The organism is Stenotrophomonas maltophilia complex sp. Om-AH-Sm3 (assembly GCF_059337855.1).
On sequence record NZ_JBYBLQ010000016.1, the window covers coordinates 1 to 17,888 of the forward strand.

Annotated in this window: 14 protein-coding genes; 4 read left to right on the forward strand and 10 right to left on the reverse strand. The window is 68.5% G+C overall.

The genetic code is table 11. The annotated features are described in order from the left end of the window. Window positions 1-194: 194 nt before the first annotated feature. On the reverse strand, window positions 195-659 hold the full coding sequence (locus AC10QF_RS16605) for an Lrp/AsnC family transcriptional regulator (protein WP_005413654.1): 465 nt from the start codon (window positions 657-659) through the stop codon (window positions 195-197). A 127-nt stretch (window positions 660-786) separates the two neighbouring features. On the opposite strand from AC10QF_RS16605, the gene AC10QF_RS16610 reads away from it, so the two are divergent. Together AC10QF_RS16610 and AC10QF_RS16615 are read left to right on the forward strand one after the other, a co-directional pair. Beyond that, complete coding sequence (locus tag AC10QF_RS16610) at window positions 787-1,518, forward strand: AzlC family ABC transporter permease (RefSeq protein ID WP_494542529.1); 732 nt, start codon at window positions 787-789, stop codon at window positions 1,516-1,518. Next, on the forward strand, window positions 1,515-1,829 hold the full coding sequence (locus AC10QF_RS16615) for an AzlD family protein (protein ID WP_069138383.1): 315 nt from the start codon (window positions 1,515-1,517) through the stop codon (window positions 1,827-1,829). Before AC10QF_RS16610 ends, AC10QF_RS16615 begins: the two co-directional genes overlap by 4 nt. Window positions 1,830-1,881: 52 nt before the next feature. Here the strand turns inward: AC10QF_RS16615 and glgX are convergent, their stop codons facing one another. The 7 genes from glgX to glgA are packed head-to-tail and all read right to left on the reverse strand — an operon-like array spanning window position 1,882 to window position 14,011. Next, window positions 1,882-4,002 carry a glycogen debranching protein GlgX gene (gene glgX / locus AC10QF_RS16620; RefSeq protein ID WP_329846680.1) on the reverse strand — a complete coding sequence of 707 codons (2,121 nt, stop codon included), beginning with the start codon at window positions 4,000-4,002 and terminating at the stop codon, window positions 1,882-1,884. Continuing rightward, complete coding sequence (locus AC10QF_RS16625; RefSeq protein WP_072167575.1) at window positions 3,989-4,159, reverse strand: DUF2934 domain-containing protein; 171 nt, start codon at window positions 4,157-4,159, stop codon at window positions 3,989-3,991. Before AC10QF_RS16625 ends, glgX begins: the two co-directional genes overlap by 14 nt. After that, window positions 4,128-6,701 carry a malto-oligosyltrehalose synthase gene (treY, locus tag AC10QF_RS16630; protein ID WP_494542530.1) on the reverse strand — a complete coding sequence of 858 codons (2,574 nt, stop codon included), beginning with the start codon at window positions 6,699-6,701 and terminating at the stop codon, window positions 4,128-4,130. The genes AC10QF_RS16625 and treY overlap by 32 nt, the downstream gene beginning before the upstream one ends. Beyond that, window positions 6,698-8,542: a 4-alpha-glucanotransferase gene (locus tag AC10QF_RS16635; RefSeq protein WP_494542531.1), complete on the reverse strand. Its 1,845-nt coding sequence runs from the start codon at window positions 8,540-8,542 to the stop codon at window positions 6,698-6,700. Before AC10QF_RS16635 ends, treY begins: the two co-directional genes overlap by 4 nt. Beyond that, window positions 8,539-10,257, reverse strand: a complete 1,719-nt coding sequence (treZ, locus tag AC10QF_RS16640; protein ID WP_494542532.1) for a malto-oligosyltrehalose trehalohydrolase — start codon at window positions 10,255-10,257, stop codon at window positions 8,539-8,541. The genes AC10QF_RS16635 and treZ overlap by 4 nt, the downstream gene beginning before the upstream one ends. Next, window positions 10,254-12,488, reverse strand: coding sequence for a 1,4-alpha-glucan branching enzyme (locus AC10QF_RS16645; protein ID WP_494542533.1), 2,235 nt, complete (start codon window positions 12,486-12,488; stop codon window positions 10,254-10,256). Before AC10QF_RS16645 ends, treZ begins: the two co-directional genes overlap by 4 nt. Then, a complete protein-coding gene (glgA, locus tag AC10QF_RS16650; protein WP_222523785.1) occupies window positions 12,485-14,011 on the reverse strand; it encodes a glycogen synthase GlgA in 1,527 nt (508 codons plus the stop codon). The genes AC10QF_RS16645 and glgA overlap by 4 nt, the downstream gene beginning before the upstream one ends. A gap of 441 nt (window positions 14,012-14,452) precedes the next feature. Between glgA and AC10QF_RS16655 the strand changes: the two genes are divergently transcribed. Both AC10QF_RS16655 and AC10QF_RS16660 read left to right on the forward strand, forming a co-directional pair. Continuing rightward, window positions 14,453-14,881 (forward strand): PAS domain-containing protein, encoded by a 429-nt coding sequence (locus AC10QF_RS16655; RefSeq protein ID WP_069138376.1) that lies wholly within the window; start codon window positions 14,453-14,455, stop codon window positions 14,879-14,881. After that, window positions 14,878-16,407 (forward strand): diflavin oxidoreductase, encoded by a 1,530-nt coding sequence (locus AC10QF_RS16660; RefSeq protein ID WP_494542534.1) that lies wholly within the window; start codon window positions 14,878-14,880, stop codon window positions 16,405-16,407. Before AC10QF_RS16655 ends, AC10QF_RS16660 begins: the two co-directional genes overlap by 4 nt. A gap of 138 nt (window positions 16,408-16,545) precedes the next feature. Here the strand turns inward: AC10QF_RS16660 and AC10QF_RS16665 are convergent, their stop codons facing one another. Both AC10QF_RS16665 and modB read right to left on the reverse strand, forming a co-directional pair. Continuing rightward, window positions 16,546-17,214: a sulfate/molybdate ABC transporter ATP-binding protein gene (locus AC10QF_RS16665; RefSeq protein WP_494542535.1), complete on the reverse strand. Its 669-nt coding sequence runs from the start codon at window positions 17,212-17,214 to the stop codon at window positions 16,546-16,548. Then, window positions 17,204-17,887, reverse strand: coding sequence for a molybdate ABC transporter permease subunit (modB, locus tag AC10QF_RS16670; protein WP_494542536.1), 684 nt, complete (start codon window positions 17,885-17,887; stop codon window positions 17,204-17,206). The genes AC10QF_RS16665 and modB overlap by 11 nt, the downstream gene beginning before the upstream one ends. Window position 17,888: the final 1 nt, after the last annotated feature.

Below are 17,888 nucleotides of genomic sequence, written 5' to 3' on the forward strand. Positions count from 1 at the left end.
GTCCGGTTGCGGGGGCGTGAGCCGCATGGATGCGGCGACCGAGCTTACATGGACGTACTTGCAGCGTCCCCCGCAACCGGACCCACCCCGCCATCCCTCAGCAGGCCCGCTGTTGCCGTTGCTGTTGAGGTTGCCGGCCAGCGGCCGGCACTACCGGCGGGTGCCGGGTGCAACCCGGCCGCAAACCCCATCCCTCAAAGCGGCAGCTGGGTCGTCTGCTTGATCCGCTGCATCGGAATCTCGGTCTTGGTGTTCTGCACTCCGGCGATCCGGTTCAGGTGCTGCATCTGGAACTGCCGGTAGGCGTCGAGGTCGGCCACCGCCACCCGCAGCAGGAAATCGCAGTCACCGGCCATCAGATGGCATTCCAGCACTTCCGGGAAAGACTTGATGCTGTTGATGAAGTGATTGGTGGTGTCCTCGTCCTGCCCGCGCAGCCACACCCGCACGAACACGGTGAAGCCGCGGCCCACCTTGGCCTCGTTCAACAGCGCCACGTAGCGGTCGATGTAACCGCCCTCCTCCAGCAGCCGCACCCGGCGCAGGCAGGCCGACGGCGACAGCCCGACCAGACGGGCCAGCTCCAGGTTCTGCAGGCGGCCGTCGCGCTGCAGGGCGTCGAGGATGCGGCGATCAAGGTTGTCGAGCTGGTACTGCATGAAATTTCGTCCTGGTCGACTCTGGCCGCATGGAATATCAATCATCCAGAATCCAGTGGCATCAACGCAACCCGATTTCGTGATCGGACCGCTAGCATGGGCCACCCCCACCTCGTCGTGCCGTTCCATGGACGCCCGTACCACCCTCCCCCTGCCCGACACCTGCGATACCGCGCCGCGTGCCGAATTCCTGCGCGGCCTGCGCGCCGCCGTACCGGTGATGATCGGCTTCATTCCGTTCGCCCTGGTGCTCGGCGCGCAGGCGGCCCAGAAGGGCCTGAGCGCACTGGAAGTACCGCTGATGACCGGCCTCAACTTCGCTGGCGGTTCGGAGTTCGCCGCCGTCGAACTGTGGACCTCGCCACCGCACATCGCACTGATCGTGGCGATCACCGCGCTGGTCAACAGCCGCCACCTGCTGATGGGCGCCAGCCTGGCCCCGCTGCTGCAACACCTGCCGCGCCGCCGGGTGCTGCCAGCGCTGTTCTTCATGTGCGACGAAAGCTGGGCGATGGGCGTGGCTGATGCGCGCCGACGCGCACTTGGCTTCAGCCTGGCCTACTACCTGGGCGTATCGGCAGGCCTGTGCACGGTCTGGGTAGCCTGTACGGCACTCGGCGCGATCGTTGGCCCGATGCTGGGCGACATCCACGCCTATGGCTTCGACATGGCCTTCCCCGCCGTGTTCCTGGTGCTGCTGCGCGGCATGTGGCAAGGCATGAAGGCGGCGCGGCCGTGGCTGGTCAGCTTGGTGGTGGCCGCCGCCACCTACCTGCTGATCCCGGGCGCGTGGTACGTGGCCAGCGGCGCACTGGCCGGCCTGGCCGCAGCCTGGCTGCTGGCGGAGGACGCCGCATGACCTTCAACGGCCTGATCCACTGGACCTCGGTGCTGACCATCGTGCTGATGGCTGCCGCCACCTACCTGACCCGCATCGTCGGCTTCCTCGCGCTGCGCAACCGCACGTTGAGCAAACGCGCCGTGACGGTGATGGAAGCCGCGCCGGGCTGCGTGCTGATCTCGGTGATCGCCCCGGACTTCGTCGCCGACAAGCCGGCCGACCTGGCCGCACTGGCGATCACCCTGCTGGCCGCCACGCGGCTGTCGATGCTGCCGACGGTGCTGATCGGCGTGGTCTCGGCGGGTGTGCTGCGCTATCTGATGGGGTAGCTACCGGTACGCCGGGCAACGCCCGGCGCACTGTAGTGGTGCCGCAGTGCAATCACGCGCTGCTGCTTGCCGCCAGCAGGCACAGGCTGCGCGGCGGCAGCGTCCAGGCGCCTTCCTCATCCGGTTCCAGCGACGTTTCCTCTGTCTGCAGGAGTACGCGGCGGAACGACAACGCTTCATCCGATGCGCAGAACCGCTGCGGCTGGTCCCCGGCGTTCAACAGCAGGGCCAGGCTGACATGCCGCCCGGGCTCGCGCAGGCCGCTGTCCGGACTGCGACCGTCCAGCACGATCAGCAGCGCACGCAGTGCCGGGTCATGCCAGTCCGCCTCTTCCATGCTGCGGCCGTCAGGATGCCGCCAGTCGATATCGCGCAGACCCAGCGCTTCATCGTATTCACCGCGCAGGAACCGGTTCCGGCGCAGCAGGCCATAACGACGGCGCAGCGACAGCGCCCGCCGCACGAACGCCACCTGCGCCTGGGCTGCCGGCTGCGCCGCACGCTCCCAGTCGATCCAGCTCAGCGGGTTGTCCTGGCAGTAGGCGTTATTGTTGCCCTGCTGCGAATGGCCGAACTCATCGCCAGCAAGCAGCATGGGGGTGCCCTGCGCCAGCAGCAGCGTGGCCAGCAGGTTGCGCATCTGCCGCGCACGTACGGAGAGGATCGCCGGATCATCGGTGTCACCCTCCACCCCGTGGTTGCTGGAGAGGTTGTGCGAATGGCCATCACGGTTGTCTTCGCCGTTGGCCTCGTTGTGGCGGTCGTTGTAGCTCACCAGATCATGCAGCGTGAACCCATCATGCGCCGTCACCAGATTGATGCTGGCCGACGGACGCCGGCCGTGGTGTTCGAACAGGTCGGCCGAGCCGGTGAAGCGCGTGGCAAACTCCGCCAGCTGCCCGCCATCGCCGCGCCACAGCGCGCGCACCGTATCGCGGAAGCGGTCGTTCCATTCGGCCCAGCCCGGCGGAAACTGGCCCAGCTGATAGCCGCCCGGGCCGATGTCCCAGGGCTCGGCAATCAGCTTCACCTGGCTCAGGATCGGGTCCTGGCGTACCGCATCGAGGAAGCTGCCCGAAGCGTCGAAGCCATGCCGTTCGCGGCCGAGGATGGTTGCCAGGTCGAAGCGGAACCCATCCACCCGCATCTCGGTCACCCAGTAGCGCAGCGAGTCCATGACCATGCGCAGCGCACCGGCATTGGTCAGGTCGAACGTGTTTCCGGTGCCGGTATCGTTGATGTAGTAGCGGCGATCATCGGCCAGGCGGTAGTAGCTGGCGTTGTCGATGCCCTTGAAGGACAGCGTAGGGCCCAGCTCGTTGCCTTCGGCCGTGTGGTTGTAGACCACGTCCAGGATGACCTCGATGCCCGCGTTGTGCAGGCGCGCGACCATCTGCTTGAACTCGGCTACGGTGCCCAGCGACAGATAGCGTGCCTGCGGCGCGAAGAAGCCGATGGTGTTGTACCCCCAGTAGTTGCGCAGCCCGCGCTCGAGCAGCTGCTGGTCATCCACGTAGGCATGCACCGGCAGCAGCTCGATGGCGGTCACGCCCAGATGGCTGAGGTGGTCGACCACTGCGTCATGGCGCAGGGCAGACAAGGTGCCACGCTCGGCCTGCGGAACATCGGGGTGTTGCATGGTCAGCCCGCGCACGTGCGCTTCGTAGATCACGGTCCGGTCCCAGGGCGTGGCAGGTGCCCGCTCGGCACCCCAGCTGAAGGCCGGGTCGATCACGGCACAGCGCGGCATGTAGCTGGCGCTGTCGCGGCGGTCGAAGCTCAGGTCGCCATCGCGGTGGCCCAAGGTGTAGCCGAACAGGTGGGGGGCCCACTTCAGTTCGCCCACAATCTGCTTGGCGTAGGGGTCCAGCAGCAGCTTGTTGGGATTGAAGCGATGGCCTTCCTCCGGCGCATAGGGGCCATGCACCCGGTAGCCATAGCGCTGGCCGGGCCTCACGTCCGGCAGGTAGCCATGCCAGATCTCGTTGGTGTACTCGGGCAGCGCGATGCGTTCCACTTCGCGGTTGCGTGCATCGAACAGGCAGAGTTCCACCCGGGTGGCATGCCGCGAGTACAGCGCGAAGTTCACGCCCAGCCCGTCCCAGGTCGCCCCCAGCGGGAAGGGCCGGCCTTCGCGCACGCGCGAGGTCTGCGTCCACTTACGGCTCGCCATCGGTGCCCTCCTCCTCGCGCGCGGCGGCAATCTCGGCCTCCACCAGCCGCTCGGCCATGTGCCAGTGCCGTTGCTGCTGATCATCCGGGCGCCCTTCTGCCTCCCAGATCTGGTGGGCCAGTGCCTCAATCCGCTGCCGTCGTTCCCTGCTGTCCATCCCTACCTGCCTCCTCGTTGATCCATATCGCCAACGGGCTGCCAGCCAGAAGCCTGGCCACGTCCGTGGTTGCGTTGAAATGTTCGATACGCCCGTCAAGGACGTTGCGCATGGGGCCTGTCGGCACCCCACGCAGCGTCACATCGCTGCCGACGTCGCGCGGCGCATGCAGGCTTGGGCCAGGCACGGCGGTGGGCGAACCACGCCGCACGACCACCAGCAGCATCTGCGCCTGATGCCTGCGCGTGAACGCCAGCCACGGTGAGCGCACCGGCGCCGACAGCGGCTGCAGCGCGCCGTGCAGGAACAGGTCCGGGTGCCTGCGGCGGCACTCCAGCAAGCGCCTGAGCAGGAATGCCTTGATGCCACCGTCCCGCCAGTCCTCCAGCAGGGCGGACCAACCGCGCGTATCGCGCAGCCACGCCTGCCGCACTGGATAGTCCACGGCACGCCGGTTGTCCGGGTCCACCAGGCTCAGGTCCCAGCCTTCACCGCCCTGGTAGAGGTCGGGCACGCCGGGCAGGCAGTGCTGCAGGCACAGCTGTGCCAGGCCGTTGCAGGCGCCCGCCGGCGCAATGCGCGCCACGAACGTCGCCAGCGCCTCCCGCACCGGCTGCAACGGCGCTCCATCCAGCAGCGCGTGCAGCCACTGCGCGGTGGCCTCCTCCACCGCCAAGTCGGGATCGGACCAGCTGCTGACCCGTTTGCCCTCGCGCAACGCCTTGGTCATCCATTGCACCATCCTCGATGCGAAGCCTGCGCCGGGGGTACCGTGCATCGGCCACGCGGCGACGAGCGCCTGCCATAGCGCATAGGCCTCGGCACCCGGCAATGGCATTGGCGCGCCGGCGCGGGTCGCCATCCGGCCCCAGCGCCGCACCGCGTCCCGCCACTCGACCGTGCAGGTACTGAGAACCGCCAGCCGTGCCCGGCTGTCGGCCCCGCGCTTGTGATCGTGGGTGGCCAGCGCAAGCAGCGCTCTGGGATGGCGCCGCAGGCGCCCGGCTGCATGTTCCAGCAGCTCGCGCCCTTCCATGCCCAGCCGCTGCGGATCACTGCCGACTTCGTTGCGCGACAGCAGCCTGAAATAGCGATAGAACCCGGTATCTTCCACCGACTTGGCATTCAGCGGCGCGGCCAGCTGCCCGAACCATACACGCAGCTCGGTTTCAGCCGGCGCCTGGCCGGGAAGTGCCTGCAGCAGCAGATCCAGCGCGGCGCGTGCCGCACCGTCCAGCGCCTCGCGCGCAGCAGCTGCAGCGTCCACCAGCGCCTTTCGTTCACCCGCCCCCTGCAGCGAATAGGGCCGGTAGGTGCGGTAATGCCGCAGCAATGAAGCCAATGCGCGTGCCAGCGCAGCCACTCCGATATCGGCCTCGGCCAGCCGGGGCTGCAGGACCTGCTGCGCACTGCGCAGCAGCCGCTGGAAGTCTGCGTGAAGGCCCTGGCGCAACATCATGCCGCGAGCGTCCTGCTGAATCCGGTCAAAGCTGCGCGAGTCACCGCCCAGCGCCTGCCACGTGCGCGAGAGCGCGGGGGCAGCCGCCGGATCGTGCAACCAGGCACCGGTCTGGTCCATGAAGTCATAGCCGGTGGTACCGTCGCAGGCCCAGCTGTCGGGCAGCTGCTCGCCCTCGGCCAGTATCTTCTCCACATGCAGGCTCACCGCCTGCGGATCACGACCGCCGGCCGCACAGGCTGCGTCGAGCGATTCACGAAGGCGCCGCAGGTAGGCGCCCGGGGAGGACAGGCCATCCACATGATCGATACGCAGGCCGTCCACCCGTCCCTCGCGTACCAACCGCAGCGGCAGCGCATGCACCGCCTCGAACACGTCGTCGCGCTCCACCCGCAGCGCGGCCAGTTCATTGATATCGAAAAAGCGCCGGTAGTTCACCTGATCGCCCGCCGTGCGCCACCAGGCCAGCCGGTAGTGCTGCCGCTGCAGCAGCGTATGCAGCCGTTCAACGCTGCGGTTGCAGCGCTCGGCCCACGCCGGCCACTGCGCGGGGTCCAGTGGATGGCTGCGCGGCGACAAGGGCAACGCCAGACCATGGTGGCGCAGCACGGGACGCGCGTTGTCCACCACCACGCGCACTACGCCATCGCGCACCGCGTCGTGCAACGGCCGGTCCAGTGCAGGCAGCCAGAGCCGGCCCTCGCAGCCCGGCGCCTCCCAGTCGATGTCAAACCATTCTGCGTGCGGGCTTCGACGCCCGTGCATCAGCACATCGTTCCACCAATGGCTGTGCGGGGACGCCGCCAGATGGTTGGGTACGATGTCGAGGATCAGGCCCATGCCGTGCGCGCGCGTCGCTGTGGCCAGTTGCCGGAAGGCTTCTTCGCCGCCCAGTTCCGGATTGATGCGGGCCGGGTCGATGCCATCGTAGCCATGCGTAGATCCGGGCAGCGCAGCGGCGATCGGCGACAGGTAAAGATGGCTGACGCCCAGCGCGGCGTAGTACGGCAGCTGCGTCGCGGCGGCCTCGAGGTCGAAGCCTGCATGCAATTGCAGGCGTACGGTGGCACGCAATGGAGTCATCGCCGCTCCCTCCGCCGCGTGGCGCTGAACCTGGCAATACGCGCGTCAACCGCGTCCTGTTCCCACGCCAGCGGTAGCCGCCGGCGCCAGTTCGGATGGCCGTTGACGGTGCCCGGCAGGTTCACCTGCGCGCGGCTCCCCAGCGCATCTTCCAGCGGGAGCAGCGCCAACCGCGAAGGCGCGTGCGCGACCAGCGACAGCGCACGCGCCTCCAGCGTCGCGCCCTCGCCTCGCGCAACTGCGGACAGTCCCTGCACCTCACTGGCGCGCGCGTGCAACGCCGCTGCAAGCCCGGTCAGCTCACCCAGGCGGGCACGCCAGCGCAGGTCGCGCCCGTGCAGCCAGCCGGACAGCGGTGGCAGATCATGGGTGGAGGGCATGGCCACCGCATCGCGGCGCCACCGTGGCGCCGGCAGGAAGTGCTCACCCTTGCGGGCGAACGGCAGCACCTCGATGCCCAGGATGCCGCGGGCTGCCAGCCGCTGGCGAATGCCCGGCGGCACCACGCCCAGGTCTTCACCGATCAGCACGCAGCGATGCCGCCACGATTCCAGAACCAGCAGGTTGATCAGATCATCGAACGGATAGCGCAGGTACACGCCCTGCCCGGCGCCTGAGCCACAGGGAAGCACCCACAGCCGCTGCAGGCCGAGGATATGGTCGATGCGCAGCCCACCACGGCCGGCCATCACGGCGCGCAGCACGCGAATGAACGGCTCAAAGCCCTCGCGCTGCAGCGCCGAGGGTGACCAGCTGGTGATCCCCCAGGCCTGGCCCAGCGGATTGAACGCATCCGGCGGCGCGCCCAGCTCGAGACCCTGCAGCAGACGGTCGCCACCGGTCCGGGCCTCGACGCCCTGCGGCGCGCAACCCACCGCCAGATCTGCGATCAGCCCGATCGACGCGCCGTCGTCGCGCAATCCCGCCTGCACCTGCGCCCAGCCCTGCCGCGCCAACCACTGCGCAAACGAATGGTCGTCAGCGCTTCCAGTGAACCGGTCGGCGGCGTGCTGGCAATAGCGCAGCAGGGATTCGCCCTGCGCATCGCACCACGTCTGCATCTGTTCGTACTGAGCCGGCGCCTGCTGCCGCAGCCACTGGCGCACCTGGCGCAGCCAGCGCCACTTCACCGCCGCCGAGTGCGGCCAGTCGATGCGGCGCGCGGCGGTGGCGGCTGCAACCGCCGTCGCCAGTGCTTCGTCTTCAGCCAGCACGGCGTCGGCTGCTTCCGGCAGTACCTGCGGCAGGGAGGTCTGCAGCGGATCGAGCCAGCGCCGGTCGCTGGGCGAATAGGGACTGTAACCGGGCCCTGGTGGCAAGCCGGCATGCAGCGGGCTCAACGCCACTGCATCGCCGCCGTGACGGTGCAGCAGTTCGCTCCATCGCGCACAGCCGGCGCTGTCACCGATGCCGGCGTCGTTGCGAGCGCGCAGGCTGTAGACCTGCGCCGACAGGCCCCAGCCGCGCAGCATGCCCAGTGGCCACCAGGCACGCTGTGGCGCCGCCGCAATCGCCTGTTGCCGTCCGCCCTGGCGCCACTGCCAGTAGCCTGGCTGGTCCGGCACGCGCCAGCGCCCTTGCGCATCGGGGTGTGCCGGCAGCACTGCGCCCTGCTCATCCACCCAGCACGCTGCGCCTGCCGCCTGGGGCATCGCCAGCAGCTGTCCACAGCAGGCCGTGCGCAGGCCACCGTGCTCGGGCGCTGCATCGCCCTGCAGCGCCTCCAGCACCGCGCGCAGCACGTCCGGTGCGACCTCGCGCTCGACACCGGCCACGTCGGTCCAGCGGACCAGCAGGCCCGCGCGCCGTGCCGCCTCCAGAACCGCCGCATCGGTACTCATGCGGCGACCCAACAGGCAAACACGCCGCCGCCTGCGGGCAGCAACGTGGCAGCGTCCGGCGCTACAACGTACTCCCCAGCTGGCATCGCATGCACCACCGGCGACGGGCCGACATTGACCGCGATCCACCACTGGCCCGACGGCAGCTGCCAGCCTGCCTGCACCGCGCCTTCGCCCAGCACGCGCGCACCCAACGACCGAGCCTGCAGCAACCCGGGCTGCAGATAGCGCCTGCGCAGTGCCAGAAACCCGCTCGTGCAGCGCAGCCAGTGCTGCGACCAGGGATCATCGCCGGGCGGCGACGTGTAGGACGCCTGCAGGGTGGCCGGGTCGTTCGGGTCGGGAATACGCGCGCGCGAGGCTGCGTCGGCAAAGGCGCTGAAACCAGCGAACTCGCGGCGACGCCCTTCGCGTACCGCCTCGTCCAGCGGCGGCGCGTAGTCGGTGAAGAACAGGAACGGCGATTGCGCCTGCCACGGTTCGCCCATGAACAGCAGCGGGATCATCGGCGTCAGCAGGGTCAACGCCAGCGCCGCACGCAGCCGCGCCGGATCCACCAGCATCGACAAGCGCTCGCCGAAGGCACGGTTGCCTACCTGGTCGTGGTTCTGCGCGAACGCCACGAAACGCGCGGGAGACAGGTCGGCGCTGGGTTCGCCGCGAGGATCGCCGCGCAGGTCCGGCTCGCCCTGCCAGGCGAATCCTTCGGCCAGGCAGCGCGCCAGCAGTGCTTCGGCGCGACCGGCATAGGCCGCGTAATAGCCCTCCTGCTCGCCGGTCAGCATCACGTGCAGCGCATTGTGGAAGTCATCGTTCCACTGCCCCTGGTAGGCGCCGCGCAGCCACCGCGCCTGGTTGCGCTCGTTCTCCAGCACCAGGTGCGCGTGCGGGGCCACCGCACGTACCTCATCGGCCAGCTGCTGGAGGAAACGGTCATCGTCAATGGCGTGCACCGCGTCCAGGCGCAGCCCATCGAAGCCGTAGTCGCGCAACCACATCAGCGCGTTGTCGATGAAGAAGCGCCGCACCCAGGGCTGGCGGAAGTCGATGGCCTCGCCCCAAGGGGTGGTGCGGTCGTCACGGAAGAACCCCCGTGCATAGTCGCGCAGACGGTTCCCCTGCGGCCCGAAGTGGTTGTAGACCACATCCAGCAGCACCGAGAGACCTGCATCGTGCGCCGCGTCGACAAAGGCCTTCAGCGCGGACGGACCGCCATAGGCCTGCGCGGGTGCATACGGGAACACGCCGTCGTAGCCCCAGTTGCGGCCACCGGGAAACTGCGCGACCGGCATCAGTTCAATGGCGGTGATACCCAAGGCCGCCAGCATCGGCAGCTGCGCGGTCAACGCCGCGAACCCGCCGCCGGCCTCGATGTGCACTTCATAGATCACCAGGTCCTGCCAGGCATGCCCGCGCCACGTGGGTTGCACCATGTCCTTGTCCAGCACCACCGCGCTGTCGCCGTCGATGCCGTCCGGCTGCCAGCGCGAGGCCGGGTCGGGCACGTCCAGGCCGGAAGGAAGGCGAAAACGGTAGCGGTCGCCATGCGATGCCGGTGTTCGCAGCCAGTGGCAGCCGTCCGGGTCGCGTTGCATCGGTCGCTGCGTGCCGTTCAGGCTCAGCGCCATCGTCCTTGCTTCCGGTGCCCACACGCGGAACTCCACCCCGTCACCGGCCACAGGCCATGCGCCCAGGCGCGGCGTCACTGCCGTCATGCATCAACCTGCAGGTACAGCGTGGACAGCGGCGGCAGCGTGAGCCGCAGCGACTGGGCGTGCCCATGCATCGGCCGCGGCTCGGTAAGCGCCGCTCCGAGGTTGCCGCTATTGCCGCCACCGTAGTACGCGCTGTCGGTGTTGAGTCGTTCGGTCCAACGCCCCGGGTGCGGCACGCCGACCCGGTACGCCTCGCGCCGCACCGGGGTGAAGTTGCTCACCACCAGCAGGGTGCGGCCGCTGCCGGCAGGATCCCGGCGGATGAACGCGTAAACGCTGTTGCGGTTGTCATCGGCCACGCTCCAATCGAAACCGCGTTCGTCGCGCTCGTCGCGATGCAACGCGGGTTCGGCGCGGAGCACGCCGTTGAGGTCTCGCACCAGGCGCGACAGGCCCTGGCCCTCACTGGTGGCCGCCCGTGCCCAGTCCAGCGCCGCATCGTGCGACCATTCGTGGCCCTGGCCGAACTCGCCGCCCATGAACAGCAGTTTGCTGCCCGGGTGCGCCCACATGAAACCGTAGTACGCGCGGAGCTGGGCCAGCCGCTGCGCCGGCTCGCCGGCCATCTTGGCCAGCAGCGCTCCCTTGCCATGCACCACCTCGTCATGCGACAGCGGCAGCACGAACCGTTCGGAGAAGGCGTAGACCAGGCCGAAGCTGATCTCACTATGGTGATGCTGGCGATGGACCGGATCGCGCCCCAGGTACTGCAGGGTGTCGTGCATCCAGCCCATGTTCCATTTGTGGGTGAAGCCAAGCCCGCCCTCTTCCACCGGCGCGGTCACGCCCGGCCACGCGGTGGATTCCTCGGCGATCACCAGCACGTCCGGGAAGCGCTCGCGCAGCGTCTGGTTCATCCGCCGCAGGAACGCGACCGCCTGCAGATTCTCGCGTCCGCCCTGCTCGTTGGGTATCCACTCCCCCTCGGCACGGCTGTAATCCCGATACAGCATCGACGCCACGGCATCCACGCGCAGACCGTCTATGTGGAACCGCTCCACCCACTCCAAGGCACTGCCGATCAGGTAGGCAGCCACTTCGTTGCGGCCGTAGTTGTAGATCAGCGTGTCCCAGTCGGCGTGCACCCCTTCACGCGGGTCGGCGTGCTCGTACAGCGCGGTCCCATCGAACCCGGCCAGGCCATGGGCATCGTTGGGGAAGTGCGCGCTCACCCAGTCCACGATCACCCCGATGCCGGCCTGATGGCAGCGGTCCACGAAGCGCGCGAAGGCCTGCGGCGTGCCATGGCGCGCCGTCGGCGCGTAGATCCCCAGCGGCTGATAGCCCCAGGAGCCGCCAAAGGGATGCTCGCTGACCGGCAGCAGCTCGATGTGGGTGAAGCCCAGCCCGGCCACGTAGGGAATCAACCGGTCGGCCAGGGCGTCCCAGTCCAGCGGCGCGCCCTCGTCGCTGCGCTGCCAGGAGCCGGCATGCACTTCGTAGATGGACAGCGGTGCGCAGGTTCCGGCCTGGCGCCGGGCCTCCAACCAGGCGTCATCGTGCCACTGCATCGGCGCGGCCGAAGGCACCCGCGAGGCGGTGGCCGGTGGCAGCTCGGCCCAGCGCGCCATCGGGTCGAACTTGTCGGGCATCACCCGGCCGTCGGCGCCGACGATGCGGAATTTGTAGCGGGCACCGGCCTGCACGCCCGGCAGGAACAGTTCCCACACGCCGGCGGTGTGACGCAGCCGCATCGGATGGCGCCGGCCATCCCACCCGTTGAAATCGCCGACCACGGCAACCCTCCGTGCGTTGGGGGCCCACACCGCGAAGCGCACCCCGTCGATCCCCTGTACCTGCATCGGCACCGCCCCCAGCTGCCGCGCTGCATCGGCATCACCGGCATGGAACCGCTGCAGCAGGGCTTCGTCCAACAGTGGACCGAACGCATAGGCATCGTGCACCTGCTCCACACCCTGCTCGAAATGCAGGGCGAGCAGCGGCACGGGCGCTTCACCTGCTGCACCTTCGAACAGGCCGGGCAAGGGTCCCGGTTGCAGGTCCCAGCGCCGCCCGTCGTCTGCGATCACCTCAACGCGACGCGCTTGGGGCACCAGCACGCGCAGCTGGCGTCCGCCTTCTGGCTGGCGATGCGGGCCCAGCCAGGCGAATGCATCGGCCGGGCGCGCATGGACGAGGTCCTCCAGCGCCGGCGCGATGCGCTGATCCAATCCCGTCTCCGCGATCGTTTCATCCTCCAGGGCGGCCAGATGCAGGCTGTCGTGGCTCATGCGGCCACCTGGCAGGTCTGCTGGTACAACGCCAGGTAGGCGCGCCCCGCCGCATCCCAGCCACCTGGCCGCAGCATGGCCGCGCGGCGCATGGCCTGCAGCAGCCCCGGCAGGCGGAAGGTGCGCATCGCCCGTTCCACGCAGCGGCGCAGGCCATCGGCATTGGCGCCATGGAACAGGAAACCGGTCACGCCGTCCTCCACGGTATCCACCAGTCCGCCGGTCGCGTGTGCGATGGGCAGGCAGCCGAAGCGCTGCGCGTACATCTGGCTCAGCCCGCAGGGTTCGAAGCGTGAAGGCATCAGCAGGAAATCGGCGCCGGCAAACATCTGGCGGGCCAGCGCTTCCTCAAACCCGATGAAGGCGCCCACCCGCCCCGGGTAGCGGCGGGCCAGCGCCTGCACCTGGGCTTCCACCTGCGGCTCGCCACCGCCGATGATGACCAGCTGGCCGCCGGCCGCCACGATCTGGGGTGCCACGTCGCAGGTAATGTCCAGGCCCTTCTGGTGCACCAGCCGCGAGACCACCGCAAACAGCGGGCCGGTCGACGGCGCCAGGCCGAACGCCTTGCGCACCGCATGCGCGTTGGTGGCGCGCCCGGTCCACTCACCAATGCCGAAGTGGGCCTTGAGATGGATATCGCGGCGCGGGTCCCAGCTGGCATCGATACCGTTGACGATGCCACTCAGGTGCCCGCCGGCCGCCCTCCGTGCCAATAGGTCATGCAACCCGCAGCCATCATCCGGGGCGGTGATCTGCTGCGCGTAGCGCAGGCTGACCGTGTTCAGCCGCGTGGCATTGGTGATGCCGCCCTGCAGGAACGACATCTGACCGTGGAAGTGCAGCTCATCCAGGTGTTCAGCCGGCACGCCCAGCACAGGTGCCAGCGCGTACGGAAACAGCCCCTGGTAAGCCAGGTTGTGGATGGTCAGCAGGGTCGGCACGGCGGTCCGGTCCCAACGTACGTAGGCGGCCGCCATGGCCACCGGCCAGTCATTCAGGTGCAGCAGCTGCGGCGACCAGTCCAGCCCGGCACGCCCTGCCGCGATCTCCGCAGCCGCATGCGAAAGCGTCGCGAAGCGAACCGCGTTGTCCTTCCACTCCTGCCCCTGCCCGTCCACGTAGGGCGAGCCCTCACGCTCGTACAGCTCCGGCGACAGCAGCACGTAGATCGGAAGGCCGTCGGCCTGCACCGCCAAGCCGATCGTGCACGCCGGCAAGCCGGCCCGCGCGCTGACCTGCCCCACCCGCTGCAGCTGTGGCAGGCGCTGCAGTACCTCCGGGTAGCCGGGCAGCAGCACGCGCGAATCACACGCACCGCGCACCGCACGCGGCAGGGCCGCAGCGACGTCGCCCAAGCCACCGGCCTTGACGAAGTCCGCCATCTCGGTGGCAACGAACAACACGCGCTGCACCAGTTCCGGCAGATCCAACGGTTGCGAATGGCCGCGGCGGGTGCCGATCGGCACGGGCGTGACGGGAGAGATCGCAACGGATGAAGCGGACTGGGCGGCGCGGGCCATGGGGATGATCTCGGATGCTTCAGGCAGACAGACGCCAGCGGCGCCCGGACGGGCGCTGATGCTGGGAGGGAAGTCGACGCAGGACGTGGGGGACGCCAGCGAGAGGCTCAGGACGACAATAGCCCTGCATGCGATCAATCAACCGTGAAGCCATGGCGATTTCTTTGTGACAAGGCGTCATGAGCTCAGTACACATGACGTGCGCCCGCCTGCTGCCCGTGTCTCTCCTGTAGAGCCGAGCCCGCGCCCGGCTGCTGGCAATCCCGTTTGCCCCGTGAGCCGAGCATGGGCTCGGCTCTACAGAGATTCTTCCTGCGACACCCGGTCGCAGGCCATCGAGCGACGCGCTTGACCAATGTCAAACCGCCCGCTGCCACGCGGGCGTATTCCTATGCAGAACCCGAACACGCCGGCGCTGCCGGCCTCTACAAGGACCCTGCGATGAGCTACTCCCCCGACAACGCCCAGCTCGTGAATGCGCTGCAGAATGTCATGGTGATCTCCACCACCGACCTGCAGGGCAACATCACCTACGCCAATGACCTGTTCTGCACGCTCACCGGCTTCGCCCGCGAGGAACTGATCGGCCAGCCGCACAGCATCGTGCGCCACCCGGATGTGCCCAAGGCGGTCTACAAGGACATGTGGGACACCATCAAGGCCGGCAAGACCTGGACCGGCATCGTGCCCAACCTCGGCAAGGGCGGCGTGCTCTACGTAGTCGACACCACCGTGCAACCGCTGTTCGACGGCGACGGCAACATCACCTCCTACATCAGCATCCGCCGCGTGGTGAACGACCTGATGCAGAACTACGACCTGGTCGAGTTCAGCAAGGAAAAGTTCGACGACTTCTACGAGGCCGCGTGAACGCCCTCCCGACCAGTACGCCCTTCAGCCGCCTGCTGGTGGGTTTCGCGTCCGAGTCGGGCAATGCCCGCGCCCTGGCCCAGCGCTTGGGCGCGGACCTGCAGCCGCACGCGCCGCAGGTGCTCCCGTTCAACGACATCGACGTGGCCAGTCTCGGCCACGGCGATGTGCTGCTGGCGATTTCCAGCTCGTTCGGCGATGGAGAACCGCCGGCCAATGGCGAGCGGTTCTTCGAAACCCTGCGCCAGACCCCGACGCTGAGCGGCCTGCGCTATGCGGTGTTCGGCCTGGGTGACACCGGCTACCCCAGCTTCTGTGGCTTCACCAAGGCGCTGGATGCTGCGCTGAGCGAGCGCCAGGCGCAGCCGCTGCTGCACCGCGTGGACGCCGACCTGGGTTACGAGCAGTTCTTCCAGCAATGGCGGCCGGTGCTGGGCCAGGTGCTGGAGGGCGACCTCAACGCTGGCCACGACCTGCACCTGCAGGTCACCGCCTATGGCGAAGACAATGCCTTTGCCGCGCGCATTCTCGAACGTCGCCGCTTGAACAGCAGCGACCCCGCTGCCTGGCACCTGCAGCTGGACATTGCCGGCAGTGGCATGGCCTACCGCGCGGGTGACACCCTGCACGTGGTGCCGGAGAACGATCCTGCCCTGCTGCAGGCATTGGCTACCTGGTACGGCGACAGCACCGCCGTGGCCGCCCTGCACGACCGCGAGCTGCGCCTGCTGAGCAAGGGCGTACTGCGCGAACTGGCCAGGCTCGGCGGTAGCGAGGTACTGAAGGGCCTGTTGAAGGTCAGCCAGAAGCGCGAGCTGGACGCCTACCTGCACGGCCTGGACCTGCTGGACGTGCTGCAGGACCACACCACCCCGGACAGCGTTGCTCTGGCCCGGCTGCGCGGGCTGCTGTCACCGCGGCTGCCTCGCGCTTATTCCATCGCCTCTCACCCTTGCGACGACCAACTGAGCCTGTGCGTGCGCGAAGTGCGCTACACCCTGCGCGACCGCGAGCGTTTCGGCACCGCCACCGGCAGCCTGCTGCACGGCGGCGACCACGCCCGGGTGTACTGCCGTTCCAACCCCGGCTTCCACCTGCCCGATACCGGCCAGGCACCGCTGCTGCTGGTCGGCACCGGCACCGGCATCGCACCGTTGATGGGCCTGATGCAGGAACTGCAGGCCAACGCCTGCGAACGTGAAGTGCACCTGGTGTTCGGCGAGAAGCACCGCCAGCACGACTACCTGTACCGCGACCAGCTGCAGGACTGGCACACGCGAGGCGTGCTGGCCGGCCTGCATACCGCGTTCTCGCGCGATGGCGCCGAAAAGGTCTATGTGCAGCATGTGCTGCAGCAGCGTGCCGCCGAAGTGCGCGATGTCCTGGCCCGCGGTGGGCACCTGTACCTGTGCGGCAACAAGAGCCACCTGGAAGGCGCGGTGCGCGAGGCCATCGATGCCATCGGTGGTGAAGGATACTGGGACACACTGCGGGGCGAAGGCCGCACGCACTGCGAGTTGTACTGATCCATGACCACCGGACCGCACGGACCTTGAACCGGTAGAGCCGGCCGCTGGCCGGCTGCTCAGGATTCCGTGGTTGCCGGCCAGCGGCCGGCACTACCATCAGATGTGACCAACCATCGCCGGTGCGTCCATCACGGGTCAATCGCCGACGATGCGGCCGTCCACCACGCGCGCCACCTGCTGGCCGAACATGGCCACGTCCTGCGGGTCGTGGCTGATCAACAACAACGGGATCCCGGTCCGGTCCAGCACGGTTTCCAGCTCCTGGCGCAGGTGCTGGCGCAGGTCGTGGTCCAGTGCGGAGAACGGCTCATCCAGCAGCAGCGCCTGCGGCTGCGTCACCAGGGCGCGCGCCAATGCAGTGCGCTGGCGCTGGCCACCGGAGACCTGCGAGGGCAGCAGATCGCCCACCGTGTCGATGCGGAAGGCGTGCAGCCACTGCTCCACCGCATCGAAGCGCTGGCCCACGCGCGGATTCAACCACCCCTTCTCCAGCCCGAACGCCACGTTCTGGCGCACGCTCAGGTGCGGGAACAACGCGTAATCCTGGAACACATAGCCCAGCTGGCGGTGCTGCGGCGGCAGATCCACACCGGTGGCCGCATCGAACAGGGTCTGCCCCTGCACGCGCACATGACCCTGGCCCGGCCGCAGCAGCCCGGCCACCGCCTTCAAGGTCAGGCTCTTGCCCGCGCCCGAAGGCCCGAACAGCACCACCTGGCGCTGCGTGCACTGCAGCGATACATCCAGCACGAATTCCTGGCCGGCCGCGTGCAGGCGGCGCTGTACCTGCAGGTCAAGCCACATCGCGCAGCTCCCGGCGACGCCCGCCCACCAGCCGCGCGGCCAGCAACAGGATCACGATGCAGACCACCGAGGTCAGGATCACCAGCGCATTGGCCTTGCCGTCCTGGCCGGCCTGCACCGCCTCGTAGATGGCGATCGACAGCGTCTGCGTGCGGCCAGGAATGCTACCCGCCACCATCAGCGTCGCGCCGAATTCGCCCATCGCGCGCGCAAACGCCAGCAGCAGACCGGCAAGAATGCCACGCCACGCCAGTGGCAGCGTGATGCGGAAAAACACCGCCACTTCGGACACACCCAGCGTGCGTGCGGCCTGCTCCAGCTGCCTGTCCACTTCCTCGAACGCCGCGCGTGCCGGCTTGAACACCAGCGGCAACGAGGCCACCGCCGCAGCGATCACCGCGGCCTGCCAAGTGAATACCAGATTGATGCCGAACCACGACTGCAGCCACGCACCGATCGGGCCGTTGCGACCGATCAGCACCAGCAGGTAATAACCCAGTACCGTCGGTGGCAGCACCATCGGCAGGGTCAGCAGCGAATCCAGCAGCTCGCGCCCGGGGAAGCGACGGCGGGCCAGCAACGCGCCCAGCGCCACGCCCAGCACCAGATTGATCGCGGTGGCCCAGCCGGCCACCTTCAGCGACAACCCCAGCGCGGTCCAGTCCAGATCCATG

Coding starts and splice junctions, on each gene's coding strand:
- modB (WP_494542536.1), bottom strand. CDS start 17,887: ATGGATCTGGACTGGACCGCGCTGGGGTTGTCGCTGAAGGTGGCCGGC.
- AC10QF_RS16610 (WP_494542529.1), top strand. CDS start 787: ATGGACGCCCGTACCACCCTCCCCCTGCCCGACACCTGCGATACCGCG.
- AC10QF_RS16665 (WP_494542535.1), bottom strand. CDS start 17,214: ATGTGGCTTGACCTGCAGGTACAGCGCCGCCTGCACGCGGCCGGCCAG.
- AC10QF_RS16625 (WP_072167575.1), bottom strand. CDS start 4,159: ATGGACAGCAGGGAACGACGGCAGCGGATTGAGGCACTGGCCCACCAG.
- treZ (WP_494542532.1), bottom strand. CDS start 10,257: ATGACGGCAGTGACGCCGCGCCTGGGCGCATGGCCTGTGGCCGGTGAC.
- AC10QF_RS16645 (WP_494542533.1), bottom strand. CDS start 12,488: ATGAGCCACGACAGCCTGCATCTGGCCGCCCTGGAGGATGAAACGATC.
- treY (WP_494542530.1), bottom strand. CDS start 6,701: ATGACTCCATTGCGTGCCACCGTACGCCTGCAATTGCATGCAGGCTTC.
- AC10QF_RS16605 (WP_005413654.1), bottom strand. CDS start 659: ATGCAGTACCAGCTCGACAACCTTGATCGCCGCATCCTCGACGCCCTG.
- AC10QF_RS16635 (WP_494542531.1), bottom strand. CDS start 8,542: ATGAGTACCGATGCGGCGGTTCTGGAGGCGGCACGGCGCGCGGGCCTG.
- AC10QF_RS16655 (WP_069138376.1), top strand. CDS start 14,453: ATGAGCTACTCCCCCGACAACGCCCAGCTCGTGAATGCGCTGCAGAAT.
- AC10QF_RS16615 (WP_069138383.1), top strand. CDS start 1,515: ATGACCTTCAACGGCCTGATCCACTGGACCTCGGTGCTGACCATCGTG.
- glgX (WP_329846680.1), bottom strand. CDS start 4,002: ATGGCGAGCCGTAAGTGGACGCAGACCTCGCGCGTGCGCGAAGGCCGG.
- glgA (WP_222523785.1), bottom strand. CDS start 14,011: ATGGCCCGCGCCGCCCAGTCCGCTTCATCCGTTGCGATCTCTCCCGTC.